18 protein-coding genes are annotated in these 15998 nt (G+C 38.8%); 6 read left to right on the forward strand and 12 right to left on the reverse strand.

The window, feature by feature from the left end; genetic code table 11:
- Positions 1-433 precede the first annotated feature (433 nt).
- The 4 genes from EDF66_RS01420 to EDF66_RS01435 are packed head-to-tail and all read left to right on the forward strand — an operon-like array spanning position 434 to position 5288.
- On the forward strand, positions 434-1945 hold the full coding sequence (locus EDF66_RS01420) for a PQQ-dependent sugar dehydrogenase (protein WP_132840005.1): 1512 nt from the start codon (positions 434-436) through the stop codon (positions 1943-1945).
- 6 nt (positions 1946-1951) lie between these two features.
- Positions 1952-3178, forward strand: a complete 1227-nt coding sequence (locus EDF66_RS01425) for an Nramp family divalent metal transporter (RefSeq protein ID WP_132840007.1) — start codon at positions 1952-1954, stop codon at positions 3176-3178.
- Positions 3179-3183: 5 nt separating this feature from the next.
- Positions 3184-4203: an NAD-dependent epimerase/dehydratase family protein gene (locus tag EDF66_RS01430; RefSeq protein WP_132840008.1), complete on the forward strand. Its 1020-nt coding sequence runs from the start codon at positions 3184-3186 to the stop codon at positions 4201-4203.
- Positions 4203-5288 (forward strand): dihydrodipicolinate synthase family protein, encoded by a 1086-nt coding sequence (locus tag EDF66_RS01435; RefSeq protein WP_132840010.1) that lies wholly within the window; start codon positions 4203-4205, stop codon positions 5286-5288. Before EDF66_RS01430 ends, EDF66_RS01435 begins: the two co-directional genes overlap by 1 nt.
- A gap of 445 nt (positions 5289-5733) precedes the next feature.
- On the opposite strand, the gene EDF66_RS01440 is transcribed toward EDF66_RS01435, so the two are convergent.
- The 9 genes from EDF66_RS01440 to EDF66_RS26415 form a co-directional block, all read right to left on the reverse strand.
- Complete coding sequence (locus EDF66_RS01440; protein WP_132840012.1) at positions 5734-5961, reverse strand: hypothetical protein; 228 nt, start codon at positions 5959-5961, stop codon at positions 5734-5736.
- Between the two features lie 361 nt (positions 5962-6322).
- Positions 6323-6727, reverse strand: coding sequence for a DUF5675 family protein (locus EDF66_RS01445; RefSeq protein ID WP_132840013.1), 405 nt, complete (start codon positions 6725-6727; stop codon positions 6323-6325).
- Positions 6724-7257 carry a DUF6266 family protein gene (locus tag EDF66_RS01450; protein WP_132840015.1) on the reverse strand — a complete coding sequence of 178 codons (534 nt, stop codon included), beginning with the start codon at positions 7255-7257 and terminating at the stop codon, positions 6724-6726. Before EDF66_RS01450 ends, EDF66_RS01445 begins: the two co-directional genes overlap by 4 nt.
- Positions 7258-7315: 58 nt before the next feature.
- Positions 7316-7960: a DUF6266 family protein gene (locus EDF66_RS01455; RefSeq protein ID WP_132840016.1), complete on the reverse strand. Its 645-nt coding sequence runs from the start codon at positions 7958-7960 to the stop codon at positions 7316-7318.
- Between the two features lie 474 nt (positions 7961-8434).
- Positions 8435-8746, reverse strand: a complete 312-nt coding sequence (locus EDF66_RS01460; RefSeq protein ID WP_132840018.1) for a MerR family transcriptional regulator — start codon at positions 8744-8746, stop codon at positions 8435-8437.
- Positions 8747-8781: 35 nt separating this feature from the next.
- Positions 8782-9501 carry a LytR/AlgR family response regulator transcription factor gene (locus tag EDF66_RS01465; RefSeq protein ID WP_132840020.1) on the reverse strand — a complete coding sequence of 240 codons (720 nt, stop codon included), beginning with the start codon at positions 9499-9501 and terminating at the stop codon, positions 8782-8784.
- A gap of 3 nt (positions 9502-9504) precedes the next feature.
- Complete coding sequence (locus tag EDF66_RS01470) at positions 9505-10434, reverse strand: hypothetical protein (RefSeq protein WP_132840021.1); 930 nt, start codon at positions 10432-10434, stop codon at positions 9505-9507.
- Between the two features lie 118 nt (positions 10435-10552).
- On the reverse strand, positions 10553-11308 hold the full coding sequence (locus tag EDF66_RS01475) for a hypothetical protein (protein ID WP_132840023.1): 756 nt from the start codon (positions 11306-11308) through the stop codon (positions 10553-10555).
- A 243-nt stretch (positions 11309-11551) separates the two neighbouring features.
- A complete protein-coding gene (locus tag EDF66_RS26415; RefSeq protein WP_259192727.1) occupies positions 11552-11677 on the reverse strand; it encodes a hypothetical protein in 126 nt (41 codons plus the stop codon).
- Between the two features lie 270 nt (positions 11678-11947).
- On the opposite strand from EDF66_RS26415, the gene EDF66_RS01480 reads away from it, so the two are divergent.
- Together EDF66_RS01480 and EDF66_RS01485 are read left to right on the forward strand one after the other, a co-directional pair.
- The gene (locus EDF66_RS01480) at positions 11948-12490 is read left to right on the forward strand and encodes a hypothetical protein (protein WP_132840025.1); all 543 of its coding nucleotides are present in this window, start codon (positions 11948-11950) and stop codon (positions 12488-12490) included.
- A gap of 455 nt (positions 12491-12945) precedes the next feature.
- A complete protein-coding gene (locus EDF66_RS01485) occupies positions 12946-13290 on the forward strand; it encodes a hypothetical protein (protein ID WP_132840026.1) in 345 nt (114 codons plus the stop codon).
- Between the two features lie 53 nt (positions 13291-13343).
- On the opposite strand, the gene EDF66_RS01490 is transcribed toward EDF66_RS01485, so the two are convergent.
- From EDF66_RS01490 to EDF66_RS01500, 3 genes are read right to left on the reverse strand one after another with little or no spacing between them, the layout of a single operon-like run.
- Positions 13344-14636, reverse strand: a complete 1293-nt coding sequence (locus tag EDF66_RS01490) for a TlpA family protein disulfide reductase (RefSeq protein ID WP_132840028.1) — start codon at positions 14634-14636, stop codon at positions 13344-13346.
- On the reverse strand, positions 14626-15078 hold the full coding sequence (locus EDF66_RS01495; protein ID WP_132840029.1) for a RagB/SusD family nutrient uptake outer membrane protein: 453 nt from the start codon (positions 15076-15078) through the stop codon (positions 14626-14628). Before EDF66_RS01495 ends, EDF66_RS01490 begins: the two co-directional genes overlap by 11 nt.
- Positions 15079-15090: 12 nt before the next feature.
- Entirely contained in the window at positions 15091-15996 is a 906-nt protein-coding gene (locus EDF66_RS01500) for a RagB/SusD family nutrient uptake outer membrane protein (RefSeq protein WP_132840031.1), read from the reverse strand.
- Positions 15997-15998: the final 2 nt, after the last annotated feature.

A 15998-nucleotide genomic window follows, 5' to 3' on the forward strand; every position in this document is an offset into this window, starting at 1 on the left:
TGATTTATTCATCTTTACACCGATCCATTTATGCTTCATGGATTGATGTTACTACATATGTATTTCTTTTTCAAGACTTAATTGGCAATTAACTATCTGAGATATTGATCTCGGTAAAACTCTATAATTTCGGTTACGCTAGGTATCGTCGCAACAGTTGTTTTCATAATTATGTATACAATTATATAAAACTTTTGTAAACAAAAAAAATATTTTTTTTGATACAGAACAAGTTGTGATTACCGAAAGATGATACAAACAATTAAAATATTGGATTTTAATGGCCAGAAGCTTGTTTTTAAAAATGTAATCTATATAAACTTAATTTTGTATACATTTTTTATTGCAACTTCGCTACAGAATTTCTACATTTGAATCAGCGCATCAAAAATCAATTAAAATCTGAGATGCACATAAACCAAATTATTAATCCATGTTTAGAAGAAATGATTTAATCGTGTTCGCACTTGCCTTTGGTTTGTTTTTTAATGCTTGCCAGAATCGTGAACAACTTCCTGAAAATGCTGAATTTGTCAAATTAGATAAAACTTCTTTGGCGCTTACCATCGAAGCGGACAGCCTTGACGTCCCTTGGGACTTGCAATACGATAAAAAAAGTAGATCTATTGTTTTTTCTGAAATAGCTGGTAAAATCAAAAGATTGGATTTAGAGACACGTCAAATAGAAACACTACTACAGATCCCTGATGTATATCATAAGCGAACATTAGGATTATTAGGTATGGCGTTATATCAGCCCAAAAATGGACCGGCTTACCTTTTTGTTTCTTACACGAGCATGCTTGGGGATAGTATCTACTCCAATCTGGTGCGCTATGAATACAATAATAAACCAATCAATCCTAAAACTTTACTCCGGATACCGGGTAGTACAGGTCATAATGGTTCTCGTATTATTATTTCCAACGATCAAAAAGTGTTGTGGGCTACTGGAGATGCTGCTAGTGACACTTTCGCTCAAGATAGCACTGCTATGAATGGTAAAATTCTGCGATTAAATATTGACGGTTCTATTCCTACTAATAATCCTATTCCTCATAGCTACGTCTATGCTTGGGGATTTCGCAATATGCAAGGACTTACACAATCATCATCAGGAAAAGTCTATACTTCTGAACATGGGGACGCTATCGAAGACGAAATCAATTGGATTCAACCTATGCATAATTATGGATGGCCACAAATTGAGGGAATGCACGACACAGATGCCGAGATAAAAATTGCTTCACATTCCTCAAGAACAGAACCTATCCGATCTTGGACACCTGTCATTGCTCCAGCTGGTCTAGCATATTACGGTAGCAATACGATACCCGAATGGACCAATACCCTTTTACTAACAACACTAAAGGATCAATCACTCCGTATCTTGAAACTTTCAGAAGATGGAACTCAAATTACTGATGAACATATTTTATTTTCAAAATACCTCGGCAGACTTCGTTCAGTACTTGTTGTCCCTAATGGAGATGTATATTTTTCAACGAGTAATAGAGATTGGAATCCGCAACCAGGGTTTCCTAGATTAAAAGACGATATTATTTATCGTCTCCATCCGACAAACATACTTTCAAAAGCTCCAATCTTACCGACAAAACCTGAAGCCAAAATTGCAAAAAGCGGAAAAGAATTATATAAAGCATATTGTGGATCTTGCCACAAGGAAAATGGAGAGGGACTTGCCCCTTCTTTTCCGCCACTTTCCAGATCTGCCATGGTAAATGGATCTGAGCAGATCTTAATAAAAACAATACTTAATGGATTGTCTAAAAAGGAGATAAATGGCACTAAGTATGAAGGTGCAATGCCCTCTTTTTCATTTCTTAAAAATGAAGAAATAGCATCAATCGCAACTTATATCAGAACTCATTTTAGCAATCAAGCGGCTTCTGTAAACGCTAATTCTGTTCAATCTAACCGATAATATATCATGGAAACAATCACAAATAAGAAATCAAAGACAAACTGGCTCTCCATATTAGGCCCGGGTATTATTACTGCAGCTCTTGTTTTTGGCCCAAGTAAAATGACCATAACCTCCAAAATGGGTGCAGATTATAAATATGACCTACTATGGGTCATTATTGTAGCCATATGTTTCATGATGGTTTTCACAACAATGGGAGCTCGTATAGGAGCACAAAATCAAGATTCTTTACTCACACTCATTCGGAAAAAATTCGGGAAACCGGTATCTATCGTAATCGGATTAGGGATTTTTTTGGTAGCAACATCCTTTCAATCGGGAAATTCTACGGGAGTAGCTATATCTATAGGAGAAGCATCCGGCACCAATCCGAAAATTTGGATTATTGTCTTTAATGTTATTGGAATCTTGCTTCTATTTTTTAGATCATTTTACAAAGTTCTTGAAAAGCTGATGCTGGTATTGATCATTGTGATGCTATTCTCATTTCTAACTACCGCAATCTTAGTCCAGCCAAATTTTCTGGAAATGACAAAAGGATTAATTCCCACGGTACCTTCAGGTTCAGTTGGGCTCATTATTGCTTTTACAGCATCCTGTTTTTCTCTTGTTGGTGCTTTCTATCAAGCCTATCTTGTTCAAGAAAGGAAGAAACTAACGAACACTAATAATCAAGATGGAACAGAAAAGGTAGGAAGTCGTGTTGGTATTATCATCTTGGGTATTATGAGCACAGGTGTACTTATTTGTGCGGCAAATATCTTGCATCCTCAAGGTATAAAAGTAACTTCTGCCAGTGAAATGGGAAGAGCCCTAGAACCACTCTTTGGAGATTATGCTTCTCACCTATTTTTTATCGGTTTGTTTGGTGCATCTTTTTCCTCACTTATCGGTAACGCGGTATTGGGGGGCTCCCTACTTGGTGATACATTCGGATACAGCAGCAATCTTAACAATAAGATGGTTAAGCTCTTTATCTCCTTCGTTATGATTGCAGGATCTGCTATTGCTCTGATATTTGGCAGCTTGCCTTTAGAACTTATTGTATTTGCACAGAGTATTACGATATTCCTTGTTCCTTTTATCGGCATTACCATGTACCTCATTGGAAATGATAAAGCAATTATGAAAGAGCATGTAAACTCGACCAGTACAAAAATTTGGGGGGCACTTGGCCTTCTCCTCATCATTGGTTTGGCCTTCAGTAATTTTATCAATTTAATAAACTAAATAAAATGAACAATAACTTAATCGAATTAGAAGATCAAATCTTAGCTCCTTCAGCTTCTTTAGTCGCTGATATAAAAAAAATAGAGGGTGATATCATGCTTTTGGGTATTGGTGGAAAGATGGGACCTAGTATGGGGAAATTAGCCGTACGCGCTATTAAAGAGGCAGGAATAAATAAACGCGTCATTGGGGTCTCTAGATTTTCGGACAGTAATGTAAAAACTCAATTGGAGCAAATAGGTATTGAAACCATTTCATGTGATTTATTAAATTCACATGAGTTACAACAATTGCCACAAGTACACAACATCATCTATTTGGCCGGCCATAAGTTTGGCACAACTGGTCGTGAAGATTTTACCTGGGCTATGAATACCTATCTTCCGGGCATGGTAGCAGAACATTTCAAAAATTCCCGAATTGTCGCATTCTCCTCTGGAAATGTACTTCCTTTTGTACCGGTAACAGCAGGTGGAGCTTCAGAAGAACTTACTCCTGAACCTATAGGGGAATATGCCCAATCCTGTTTGGGTCGCGAACGAATATTTCAACATTTTTCCAAAAAGAATCAAACAGATATATTGATGTATCGGCTCAATTATGCTGTAGATTTTCGTTATGGAGTATTAGTCGAAATTGCGAAGTCGGTTCTATCTGCTACGCCTATCGATCTAACCACAGAAAATGTAAATGTGATTTGGCAAGGAGATGCCAATGAGATTGCCCTACGTGCTTTACTACATTGCTCAAGTCCTGCTAAAATATTAAATGTAACTGGACCAGAAACACTATCCGTAAAATGGATTGCAGAACGATTTGGAGAGCTTCTAGAAAAGACTCCTGCCTTTATTAACGAAAGCGCCGGAACCGCCCTCCTCAACAATGCATCCGAATGCCATAAATTATTCGGATATCCACGAACGACCATACGGGAAGCCATTGAAATAACGGCACAGTGGCTTCAACAAGGAGGAGAACTTTTTAATAAAGAAACTCATTTTCAAGAAAGAGGAGGAAAATTCTAATGAAACATCTTGATATCAACTTACATAAACATTTACATTCAGGAACAGTCATACCTGCACATCCATTAGCCTTGCATGAAGACAGAACAATCGATGTAGAGAGGCAAAGATTACTCACAAATTATTACATACAAAGTGGCGCTGGCGGAATTGCTGTAGCAGTACATTCTACGCAATTTGAAATTCGAGATCCGGAAATCAATCTTTTTGAAACTGTATTAAAATTAGCTAGCCAAGAAATTGAAAAGGCAAATTTACAACGACCATTTCTTAAAATAGCGGGCATATGTGGCCCTACACAGCAAGCTTTAGAAGAAGTCCGTATTGCAATCAAACACAAATATGACATTGGATTACTCAGTATGGGCGGGCTTCAAGGATGGAGTGAAAATGAAATTCTGGATCGTACTCGTGCAGTAGCAGCTGAAATTCCAGTTTTTGGTTTTTATCTGCAACCATCGGTAGGTGGTCAGGTTTTTAGTTATGAATTTTGGCAGAAATTTGTTGAAATACCCAATGTTGTCGCGATAAAATGTGCTTCTTTCAATCGATATCAGACCTTAGACGTAATGCGTGCAATCGCTAACTCAACAAGAAAAAATGACATCGCTATGTACACTGGAAATGACGACAATATTATCGTTGACCTGATGACGACCTATCAATTTCCCGTAAACAATGAAATAGTTGAGATCGAATTTAAAGGTGGACTTCTAGGACATTGGGCTGTATGGACTAAAAAAGCTGTTGAACTCCTGGCTGAGATAAAAATGTACAAAAATAATAAGAAATTAGCGACTGAAAGTGCATTACTATCCAAAGCTATAGCAGTAACAGATAGCAATGCTGCTTTTTTTGATCCAGCTCATCAATTTCATGGTTGCATACCTGGAATACATGAAGTCTTGAGAAGACAGGGCCTTATGAAAGGTATATGGTGTCTAAATATCAATGAAAAACTTTCAATAGGTCAAAAAGAAGAAATTGACCGTGTCTATCGCGATTATCAACATCTTCATGATGATGAATTTGTAAAAGAATTTTTAAGCCGTTACAACGACAGTTCACAAACAGGCGATCGGTGATGCGGCATTGCAAATTCAATTAAAGGCACTGGAGATCAAAGGAAACTCGCTTCCCGAGATAAGTTCAATCAGTCTGATCCCTGTACGAAGTAAATTTTTCTATACCCGTTCTACTTATACAGATCGGGTATATTTTAATACAGTTTTTAATATTATAGTAATATGATTTGTGTTTACAACAACAGGATCAAATCATAATCTACATTTGCTGGAATAGGAAATCTACTTCAGAATGAAGTATTCAACAACCCTTACTAAAAAAGGCTTATCCGACAACAGATAAGCCTTTTCTTATTACTTTTTCCTCATTCTTCCCAAGAGCCTGCTGGTCACATAACTCACGACTGTCCCGACTATAGCCATCAGTGCTGTTTGCAGGACATCACCCAGCGAAAAGCTCGCCCATATCGAACAGAGTGTTCCGCCTAAGGTACCGATACGGATATCATTGGATTTCATCCTGTACCTCCTTATCTTGATTAGGTAGGAGACCGTCTGCTGTTGGCGGGTCTTCCTCCACTCCTTTATTGTCTTTATCCTCCAGCACAGTCTCCACCACACCAAGTCCCAGAGCAATGTATTTAATAATATTTAATGCCTTTCCCGGCAATTTAATCGGCGCCAGCAAGACCACTTGCAGCGCCGCACTTATTTTTTGAATTATCTTTTTCATGTTTTTAATTGTTAAAAGGCTATATAGTGAGAGAGTTAGTAGGTTACAAAGTCACTAATCACTTCGTTACTCCGTCACTGGTTACTCCAGAGAGCCGCAGGCTTAACCGAAAGGTCTAACGTTCCGACTGCGTAATTGCACCGAAAAAGAGGCGTTAAAAATGAATTTCTGTCTGAGTGAAACGAGTTTAAATTCATTTAGCCTATTCAAGGTGAAATAGCAAAAAGGAATGCAGCCTTGATGTTATGGATTAATGTTTATTTTTTCGGTATCCATGGTCTCCCTCCGGTCGGCTTTTGATTACTTTTTGTGTCAAGACAAAAAGTAAAAGCCCGTCGCGGCTCGAGCGACACTTCCTCCGTTACTTAATCACCAAATCCACCTCTTCCCCTTTGTCCCACATTTCATAGACTAAAGCCTTTAACTTCGCCAATGCTTTTCCGCTGAAATCACCTTTACCTTCACCAGTTAAAGTTGTGACTGGAGCGATACACCCTAAAAGCTCCTTTAGCGCATCATTTGCAGCATGGATCAGGATCGCTTCTCGTCCTAATACATGCGGAATACCGATCTGTTCCCCATGTTTTGGATAACGCCGCTTCTCCAGTTTATATTGACCTATGGGGATACAGCTTATGCGAGGGATATTATTACGATCTGGCAATTCGATGGTATGGCAGATAACCTCGCCTTTGTATGTAATGGTTCCATTTGTTCCCTTAGCTCCATAAATCCGTTGGAGCAGCAGGATATGTTTTGTTTTCATTTTGTTGAATACCCTAAATATTGCGAACGGGAATATTTGCTTCCCGAACGGTCACTAGCCATGAGATATAGATGTAGGCTGTCGTCCTGAAAACCTTTTGGCAACTGAACGATTATCTTTCCTTCCTGTCGGTGCCAGATCTGCTGATTCACAAAAGCATAACCTTTGTCCAGCTGATAAGCACAAAGCGTAAGGCAATCATCTCCAGCACTAAAGTCTGAAGGAAACCAGTTGTGCAGCACTTCGATACGGTCGGAAGAACGTTCGATCTGCTCTACCCGAATAGGTGCCAGTGCACCCTCGCTTAACATCACCTCTGACGGATCAACCTGAGGCTTACCATCCGTTATTTTTATTGCGGTATGCAGCACATGCCCGAGTGCCAAAGCTGACGCAACCGATTTTTTACGTCTAGCCTTTTCGGCAAAACCTTTTTTGATCACCCCTTTCAACGGAGTCAAAAAAGCAACAGCCATTTTAAATGCAGTCCTTACGCTCTCCTGCGCAGGACTAACGATTCTTTTTGCCATAATTTTAAATACCTTAGAAAAAAGGGTCAGACCGGACAGGCCTGACCCGGGGTTTTAATTAGTTAAGTAATACCTCTCCCAGGTATACACTTTTTGATACTCTAGTTTTAGATCTATTGGTTAAAAACATCCAGGTATGTACGATACCTACTTGAAGATGTTCTGAAATAATAAAGCTGATCTCCCCACTTGCCCGTGTACTCGGAGCCGGTGAAGACATGAACTCATCTTTTTCCGGATGATAAGCCAGCACGAAGACCATATCATCACCAAAAGTCTCAAAAGTATCATTGGCAGTCGGATCCCAGGTAAAAGTAAGCTCACCTGCGGCGTGCGCTACGGACACTGTGCCACCGCCATATAAAGTACCATCCGAAATGCTGACCTTGGAGTAATCCAACGCATAGGCCGGATACGTACCCGTGATAGCTTGCTTCAGATTAAACTGAAAAGCCGCATTGATCGGAGTTAAACGTTCCGTATTTTTACGTCCAAAACCAATTTTCAAAAACATATTGATGGGAAGCAGAAACCGCATCAATGTTCTAAATTTTTCCTGTTGCATCATCTGCAACTCTGAAGCGGGCTTTGATCTCTTTTTATAAAGTCCCTTGATGTAATTGATACTTTTCCAACTACTTCCTATTACTGAGCCGGCTTTACCTTTAAAACCTCCATTTGCTCCATTTACGATTGTTCCCATATTTTTTTAAATTAAAATCAACCTCGTTTTATACCGGTACTATCGATTGACATAACAAACATAAAACACTAAAAAACAATTACAAATAGATACACAACGAAAGACCGATACGTGACCGATCAGCATCGGATTTTTGACCGACACGTTGCCGATGTGAACAAAAAGTATCGCTAAAACCACCGCAAAATTCACTTAAAAAAATGAGACATTAACAGGTAATTAATTCCTAACCAATTCCACCTTTTTATCGGCTCGGCCTCGGGTGCGCTTCGAGATTTCATGCATGCCCGCCGATGAAATCCCGAAGCCAGGTCGAAGAAAACTGAAGTAAAAGCAGAAGTTGGTTATAATAAAATAAGAATCAAGTCACTCTGAAAGATGGGTGCAATTTTCAAGAAATTCGTCCCTCAAAAAAAGAGAGACGAATTACATAATGTAGTTCAAAATAGCAAAAGATCAGGCGATCCCTTACAGCTATCCACGGTAGCTATTCCGCAGACGCTCCACATCTACATCGCGGTAATAGCGTTTGTTTCGGGTGCGTTTGGCAACGCAGATATACCCGTCCCGTTGCAGACGGTAGAGCGTTTCTGTTGAAATACCCACGTAAGATTTAACATAGTCCGCATCCCGCAGCGGCGTATTGTCCTCCTCCATCTGCTCCCGGAGATCAAGATAGCTGGCCAACTTACGCTTGGTAGCTAGGAGCTCCAACAAGATTAATTTTTGGGCATAGGAATACCCCGGGCTTATGAGAAAGCCCCTTAAATAGCGATTTTTACGCATAGTTATATAATTAGATTTATAAAAGAATAGACCGTTTATTCCAATTTATCATAGCCGCTGATATTGATTTTGCGACTCTTGCTGATCGGCAGTTCGGTTTCCGGACCCTCAGATAGAATCAGTGTACTTTTTTTCACTTTAACTGCGAATCTAAAATTGACAATAAATCCACGGTGGATCCGTACAAAATACGACTTGGGCATGATTTTTTCGATTCTGCCAATGGTAATACGCGCTGTGATCGTTTCGTCCCGGGTCACGATATCGACGTAATTATCAGCACTGGTAATATAGATGATGTTTTTAAAATGAACAATCTTCGAATAGCCATTTTTCACTTCAAACAGGTAATATTCCAGCTCGTACTGCGTATAGATATTGACCGAAACATTCATGACCTTTAAACAGCGCAGAAAGGAATTGGTGACATCAGCATATTTGGCCGGCTTCAGCAGATAATCGACAGCAGCCAATTTAAATCCATCCAACGCAAATTCCGTATGAACACTCACCAAAACAAGTGCAGGCCGCTCCTTTTCCGGCAATAAAGTATAAAGTTCCAAACCTGAAATATTCGGCATTTCAATATCCAGAAATAAAATATCCGGTTTATTCTTAAGCAGGTACTTTGCTCCCTGTACACCATCATAAAAGACCTCAATATGACCTACGTCATCAATTTCCTTTAGATGTTGCACTAAGCTGTCGGCATCCGCTTTATTGTCATCAATGACTACAATTGTATATTTAGGCATATGCTATTTCAAAAATGATAATTTGACAATAAAATAGGTGTTATTTTCGATGGTATATTCCAGCGCTATGCGATCGTTTTTACACGATTTGTAGAGCCTATTGACCAATCTCAGCCCATTACCAGTGCCTCTTTTTATACTTGTTGTGTGAATCGTATTCCGTATTTCCAGCACAAGATTATCCGATTGATTGATCCAGGTGAGCATAATCGGATTATCTGTACCATCCATGCTATAGGCTACCGCATTTTCAATCCATGTCAACAGAGACAACGATGGAACAGAGCGGTTCCAGAACTGTTGCGATACATGTTCCTCCCCATGAATTTCAAAATGGCGGTCATAACATAAAGCTATCATGCGTTTTACAAAATACCATTCTTCCTCCAATGCTACTCTTACATTTTGCGCCACCAGCTTGTTGCTTATCGTTTGAAAGAAATCGAGAACCTCCACATCTACCTTCTTTTTTCCTTTAGCAGTCAGTTGGTAGATCCGACGTAAAAAATGACCTGACAGCAAACTGCTATCCGCCCGGTCCCTCATCATAAGTTCGAGCCGCGTACTTTTAATTTTCGTTTTTAACCACTTAAATAAGAAGTAGTCTACACCGATCAATAGCAAAATAATAAACAAGCCCTGACCGATTTTCTGCAATAATACCCAATGGTGATGGTCCTCCCAGGACGAATAAAAAACTACACCTATCGCAGGTAATAGGTTATAAAAATAAGATTTGACAACCCAAAAACTTCCCAAAACTAATAGCGAGCAAAGAATCAACCAAGCAAGTTGTCTTAAACGAAAGCTCACACTTAAATGAAACAGCGCATAGCATATACAGAAATACAGGAGGTATGGCGCTACAAAAAGCGGGAAAACATACATTGGTTGACCTGTGAATGTACCGATGTTGCGTATGTATATCACCATAAAAAAAATGGACATAAATAGCAAACAGCGATAATATAAATTATAAAGATATGTTGTATTTTTAATACGTGTATACATTACGGAAAAAAGGTTTATGATTAACCTAAATTACAAAATATTATTTATTCTTACAAACCATCTCAAAAAACCCTCTAGTAGCTATATCAAATAGATAAGCTTTCTGACCCAAAGTAAAAGGCATTAACCAACTACCAGTGCTATTGATACAAGCAACTCTATTTTGATTTTTAACCACTGTATACCGATGCAACAGTGTCCAATTTTCCCAAGCGGTCCAGTCACCAGCAATCATCGCTTGAAAAATTTGCTGCAATATCTCAAACGCTTTTAATAAGGCATCCTGCCGATTTTTATCTCTGGTGCTGAGCACTATTTGAGGTATCCGCATTTGCCATGATTGTTGGTCACCTTGTTGTCTCACTTCCATATGCGTGACAGATACCGAGATGCCCAGACGTTGGGCTAACTTCAGCATATTAGTCCGCCAATAGAAATAATGTGCACCAAAGGCGATCCGCAACTTTCCCTCCCGATCCTTATCCGCATTATTTGCCAGGGACTCATGAGCATCTAAAAATACCACGACCATCCGCTTGGCCTCTACAGCTTGACAAAGCTTGCGGAGTACCATTGGATTTTGGGCATCCAAACACTCAAAACAATCTTTAGACAGCCCCATGCTGGCCAGCTCTCTCCGGTAATCAGTTTCTTCACGGAGCAGCACATCTGCCGATACCAAAAGTGTTACTTTGTAACCCATAGCCAGCAGGTATCGTGGCACTAAGCGGTACGGACCATAGTGAAAGGTGAGCATGATCCCTGCTTCTAGGTCTACGCGCGGAGCTCTGTCCACCACTTCCTTTAATCGAGCGAGATCCATTTTAGCATACAGCTTTTGGAACGCTTGTTTGTGATGAAGCCATTGGTTATAGCCCTGTTGCAAATCCATTGCAGACCTGTCCGGGAAGAAGCTATGTACATTGCCCAGCCATAGCAGACGTTTCAAATTACTTTTTTCTTGTTCCTTCATATCTTCAGATTAAAAACCGATCCACCTACAGCAGCAGATGGATCGATTAGTAAAAAGGTAAATTCTTTAAATTGATACCGGCCAGCATTTATCATCATCGATATCCCCTAGTATAGGTTCTCTATCCAGCAGGTCGAAGAAGGTGTAACCTTCCAATAAAATTTCATCACTAGTTTGCATGTCATTTTTCATAATTTTTAAATTTTATAGTAAACATTAATTCATCAGCTGATACTCAAAAATGCAGAAGATTTTGATGAATATGGATTTGAGGGAAACATAGTTGATTGGCCACTGTGAATGGTTTCAATCGCTATAAAGAGCACTTTCAGCAACCATTCATACCTCGTATTGAACCATTCACCCCTCATATAGGCTAGTTTTCCCTGAATAACCCTTTATAACAAAGCATTTTATATTTTACAGGTCTTTTTTAGCCAGAAAACCATTATAAATTAAGCCATGAGGAAAAGTAAAGAAGAGATTTTAGCCAGTTTTTTAAAGGATATCCATGCAGAATGGGTATCTGCTATCCCCGAACTAACGGATGCATTTGAGGAGATCCGCTTCGTAAAGGGCGAATACCTCACCAATAACTGGGGCGAGCTGTATCTGATTGTAGAGGGTATATTTGGAAAGTATGAAAAAACATGTCCGGTACGGTATGCCGTTAGCGGCGAGTCTCTGATGATCCCCAATCATAGACACAATTATCAGTTTATCGCACTGAGTGACTGCAGGACCTTCATGACCACACGGAAACAACTGTATGAGATCAACGCAAAAAACCCAAATCTTTTACCGATCTACATCGGCCTTATGGACAAACAGCAAAATTATCTGGATTATAGACAGCATTTACGCGATTTGCCAAATATTGACAAATACCCTTTTTTACTGCAAAAGTATCCGAATATCACAGAGTATGTGACTCAAATAGAACTCGCACAGTTCATGGGAATGAGCCGTGAGTATTTACGGCAGCAACAACGCAACTATGATTGATAGATTATTAACAAGTAATAAAAGTCCTTCATTCTTGAAGTAAATAATGTCGATATCTCTAAATGAGTTCGACATTATTATTTTACCAGCCTAACAATATCATTAAAGTGCAAATATTTGGCATCAAAATCACAAATATTAGGCATTAAAAGCGCAAATATTTGCAAAAAGTTCTTCCCAATTTTGACTTAACAGCTTTTCATACTGAGATGACCGATTATTAAATCGGCATACATGCAAGCTGACTAAACTTTGCGCAGGCAGTATAAATGTGAATAAGAAAATCGCTAATCGCTATACATCGGCACTTGGATTCTAGGCTAATCTGGGGAAAGGGCATTACCAGCCAAATGGTTTTTATGGTATTCAATAAGTGGGATAGATGGCACCGTACAGAAAATTCGATCCCTTGGGAATAGAAGAATAAAAAAATTATAAATCTAAAAATCATGAAAATGATAAAACTAATTAAAAAATACCTCGTGGCTATAGTAGCTGTGGGTATCGCAGGCACATCTTTGATGGCTGCAGAGTGGAACAAGGAGTCAAAAACTGCATTGACAGAACCTCCTTTATTTTGGTATAAAATTGATGCTTCTGGAAACATCGGAAGTTTAGAAAATCTTAATCCATCAGTTCCACAATCAAAAACGGAATCTATGCCCGGTGGTTCAAAACAAATTACTCCTTGTGATGACACCAGTACAGAAGTATGTTTGAGAGGATATGAAAGTCCTCAGACAACTGGGTCTCCTGCAGGGCCTGCATTAAGTGCTGACCATCGGATTAATCAAAATTAGTAGTAACTTAAAAAACATATGGGGACAATTTCCCCATATGTTTCCTATAGTGATTACTTCACTTCCTTCAGCACAAGCCTTTCAATAGGCATATTTCTTATTTCCAATTTCAAACCATATTTATTCAGTTCTTCCTGTAACCCCTCAAACGTGAAAAAATCAAATGTTAAAGCATCAAAAACAACATCGACATTTCCTTGATACTGCACTAAATCAACAAATGGAGTCTCCATACCAATTTCAACCAGACCTTTGATGGCATTACTAAAAAATTGATAAGGCTTATTTTTTAGTATTCGATGTTCTCCGAATTCAACCTCTCTTATGCTCGGAAATCTAGGCAGGCCCCTGAAACTAAATTCCTCGGAGCCACCCTTAGTTTTTAATAAATCTTTATCCGAGGACCGTAATAGTACATACGATGGCATGATTACAGTATCTACAATTGATTTTATAGGAAAATACCGTTCTAAATCTTCAATCATCAATTGAAACTTTTTATTTCCTTTTTCCTTTGGGACACGCAGGTCATAATCATACCTATACTGCCCCCCTTTATTGGACTTCTGGAAATATCGGCCTATGTTTTCACCTATAATCGAGAACTCCCAAGGTCTATTAAAATTACGTTTATAGATATGCTCGTAAGCATCTTTAAACAATACCTCAACGGAAATATTAGACCATGAAACATCTGTCGCTAAATGAACTTTCTCTTTATTACTACCGATCCTTTTTTCATATTGTGCTTTTGCTAAATAGCTATAGGCAATTAAGTCTTTTCTATAACGCTCATCAAATAAGCTTGGAATATAAGCAGTTTTCACCTTTACGTTCATTTCTAATGAGTCAGATTCAATAAACTTCAAGATATTGCTTTCATTGAGATCTTGCCCCTCGGTGATATGCTGAACCGTTAAATTGCTATCTAACCATACAATATGGGGCATCCCTTTTACATCAAAAAGCTGATGCAGTAGTGAATCTCCTGCAATCATTTTTGTTTTTGGTTGCGTAAGCCACGGCTTTGCCGTGAACATTTTTTTATTTTGAATATCCGTTTCCTTATTTACAAAAATGATCTGAATGCTATTTCCAAATTGTTCCTGTAATTGATTTATCTTTGGCATAGACTTTAAACAGCTTGAACAAAAATGTGACCAAAAATCTAGTATCGTTAATTTATATTTTGCATCACCTTTACTCTTATGAAGGTCCGAATTGACAATCATGGCATTCAGATCCACCCCCAACGGGCTACCTATCTTTAAAGTTTGCGCTGTGGTAGTCTGCACTAATAGCACAGCTGCTAGAATCATTATTACGCGATATATATTAGTCATCATATCCTGGGTTTTGTATTAAAAATATATTTGTTTGAATTTCTGAAAGCGGTATCGGCAACCATTGCGCTGTAGCTTTCCAATTTGGTTTTGAATCTGTCAATACCTGATCGATCAATCCCCATCTTTTCAGATCAAACCAACGGTGTCCCCATTCGGCAAAATACTCTGAGCGCCATTCTTTTATTAATGCTTCCCGCAGGACAATCGGATCAAGACTTTGTATATCCATCAACCCTGCGCGCTTGCGAATTTGATTGATGTTATCTTGAGCCTGCTGACAGACATTCAACGCAATCAGCGCTTCTGCTTTCATCAGATAAACTTCTGATAATCGAAAAACTACTGCATATTCATTTGTCGGTAAGGAATTATAATTCTTATACTTAGCCGGATATGGATACGCGATTCCTGCGATCACTTGTGTCGAAATCCAATTCTTCAAGCGTAAGTCTGTCTATTCAAATTGATCCAATAGACTCGTTGAAATCATAAAAACGGGTTTTAAAGTAGCCGAACTGGGAATGAATAAGGTTCCTTCAGATACTGTGGCAGTCGTACTACTCAATTGCCATATAGTCTCTTTACTTGTTTTTAAAAATGTATTATTCACATTAGATTCAAGTTTAAAATTTGGATCCTTCAAGATCATTTCACAAGTAGCAATCACCTGATCATAGTCCTTTTGGTAAAGATACACCCGAGCCAGTAGCATATATGCAGCATTCAACTCCGGAACATCACGTTCCTTTGACAATTGATTTCCAATCAGTGCTGTCGCCAATTTCAGATCCGCTGTAACTTGTTGGAGAATCTGATTACTAGGCGTACGTCCTATTTTACTATTTTTAGTATAGTCTGTCTCTGTGCTCAAGGGTATATCTCCAAAAAGCTGCATCAAGTAGAAATAGTAAAATGATCGCACGAAAAGCGCTTGCCCTTTAAAATTATCTCGCACCGTCACCGTCAGCACTTTGTCTTCCTCCAGTTTTTCCAAGATTAAATTTGCGCGATAGATCGCTTTATAGGCATTCATCCAAAAATTACTCACGATTGAGTTGGAACTCAATACCGTATTTTGGTAGAAACTTTCATTAGCTACCGTTGTAGAAGTAGTCATCAAATCATCCGATCCTAAAGACACATAACTTGAAAGCCCACCTCCTGAAATACTCTGATGGCTCCGCATCTGCATATAGAGTCCTGCCATAGCAGCCTCATATCCCTTTTGAGATGAGAAAACATCTGCCGAAGCGATCAGGTTACCCGGAGATTCTACTTCTACCCATTTTTCGCAAGACGTTAATATAATTTGACAAAAAACAGCAATCATAATCGTGTATTTTAACATCACATTTTTCATAA

The sequence above is a fragment of the Sphingobacterium sp. JUb20 genome, from assembly GCF_004342035.1.
Lineage (GTDB): Bacteria > Bacteroidota > Bacteroidia > Sphingobacteriales > Sphingobacteriaceae > Sphingobacterium > Sphingobacterium anhuiense.

Coding starts and splice junctions, on each gene's coding strand:
- EDF66_RS01450 (WP_132840015.1), bottom strand. CDS start 7,257: ATGGCAAAAAGAATCGTTAGTCCTGCGCAGGAGAGCGTAAGGACTGCA.
- EDF66_RS01500 (WP_132840031.1), bottom strand. CDS start 15,996: ATGAAAAATGTGATGTTAAAATACACGATTATGATTGCTGTTTTTTGT.
- EDF66_RS01440 (WP_132840012.1), bottom strand. CDS start 5,961: ATGAAAAAGATAATTCAAAAAATAAGTGCGGCGCTGCAAGTGGTCTTG.
- EDF66_RS01460 (WP_132840018.1), bottom strand. CDS start 8,746: ATGCGTAAAAATCGCTATTTAAGGGGCTTTCTCATAAGCCCGGGGTAT.
- EDF66_RS01455 (WP_132840016.1), bottom strand. CDS start 7,960: ATGGGAACAATCGTAAATGGAGCAAATGGAGGTTTTAAAGGTAAAGCC.
- EDF66_RS01485 (WP_132840026.1), top strand. CDS start 12,946: ATGATAAAACTAATTAAAAAATACCTCGTGGCTATAGTAGCTGTGGGT.
- EDF66_RS01465 (WP_132840020.1), bottom strand. CDS start 9,501: ATGCCTAAATATACAATTGTAGTCATTGATGACAATAAAGCGGATGCC.
- EDF66_RS01435 (WP_132840010.1), top strand. CDS start 4,203: ATGAAACATCTTGATATCAACTTACATAAACATTTACATTCAGGAACA.
- EDF66_RS26415 (WP_259192727.1), bottom strand. CDS start 11,677: ATGAAAAATGACATGCAAACTAGTGATGAAATTTTATTGGAAGGTTAC.
- EDF66_RS01470 (WP_132840021.1), bottom strand. CDS start 10,434: ATGGTGATATACATACGCAACATCGGTACATTCACAGGTCAACCAATG.
- EDF66_RS01430 (WP_132840008.1), top strand. CDS start 3,184: ATGAACAATAACTTAATCGAATTAGAAGATCAAATCTTAGCTCCTTCA.
- EDF66_RS01425 (WP_132840007.1), top strand. CDS start 1,952: ATGGAAACAATCACAAATAAGAAATCAAAGACAAACTGGCTCTCCATA.
- EDF66_RS01480 (WP_132840025.1), top strand. CDS start 11,948: ATGAGGAAAAGTAAAGAAGAGATTTTAGCCAGTTTTTTAAAGGATATC.
- EDF66_RS01490 (WP_132840028.1), bottom strand. CDS start 14,636: ATGATGACTAATATATATCGCGTAATAATGATTCTAGCAGCTGTGCTA.
- EDF66_RS01445 (WP_132840013.1), bottom strand. CDS start 6,727: ATGAAAACAAAACATATCCTGCTGCTCCAACGGATTTATGGAGCTAAG.
- EDF66_RS01420 (WP_132840005.1), top strand. CDS start 434: ATGTTTAGAAGAAATGATTTAATCGTGTTCGCACTTGCCTTTGGTTTG.